Source organism: Actinomyces sp. S6-Spd3 (assembly GCF_000758755.1).
In the GTDB taxonomy this organism is placed as follows: domain Bacteria; phylum Actinomycetota; class Actinomycetes; order Actinomycetales; family Actinomycetaceae; genus Pauljensenia.
Genome location: NZ_JRMV01000258.1, coordinates 1 through 783, shown reverse-complemented (window position 1 = coordinate 783; position 783 = coordinate 1). Strand labels below are relative to the sequence as shown.

1 protein-coding gene is annotated in these 783 nt (G+C 56.6%); it reads right to left on the bottom strand.

Going from position 1 to position 783, the window contains the following annotated elements:
• The coding region (locus HMPREF1627_RS02050; protein WP_234305206.1) for a 4Fe-4S dicluster domain-containing protein at positions 1–581 on the bottom strand (581 nt) is incomplete at its 3' end.
• Positions 582–783 lie beyond the last annotated feature (202 nt).

Below are 783 nucleotides of genomic sequence, written 5' to 3'. Positions count from 1 at the left end.
GTGTATCCGGCTAATACCAAGACCTCAATCATGTCTCGGGCACCCTCGTCATTAATGGACTGCGAGAACGAATCTGCCCACAGCACAACATACTTCTTCCCGTTATCGGATCGAGGTACGGAGCTGGTTTTACGCGCGCAAGTATGCTTTGGCGCCCAGTTGTTAAACAGATGGCTTTGCAAATGCGGCATCTGCCTGCGAGCGTCAATGCCGGCAATTTTGAATGCGAGATTTCGTATCGGAGGAATCTTCATTGCGGTATTAGATATCGCCGCCATTCCGGGGATGGTGGCGGTTAGCCTGGTCCACACCGGCAGGCGCCCAAGAAGATAGTGCGAGGCGGGGCGCACCTTTCCCCGATAGCGCCGGTAGTAGACCTCGGACCGGTATTTCGCCATGTCAATCCCCGCCGGGCAATCCGCCGCACACGCCTTGCAAGCAAGACACAGGTCAAGAGCGCGCGTCACGCGCGGATCATCCCACGTTGCGATGAGCTCACCGTTGGCTAGTTCTTCGAGGACCCGCGCTCGGCCCCTCGTGGAATCAATTTCATTCTTGGTTGCATTGAACGAGGGGCACATGAACTCCCCGCCCCCACTGTTGTCCGCGCGGCATTTAGACACGCCAGTACAACGGTGCACTGCAGTGGTGAAGTCCGCATCGTCGTGACGGAACTGGAATCCGGTTGCCGCTGGAATCGGTTTAGCAGCGGGGCGGCGCAACCCGATCTCAAGATTGTCAGGCGCTATCTCTTTTTGTAGTTGTTCAAACGCATTGTGATCC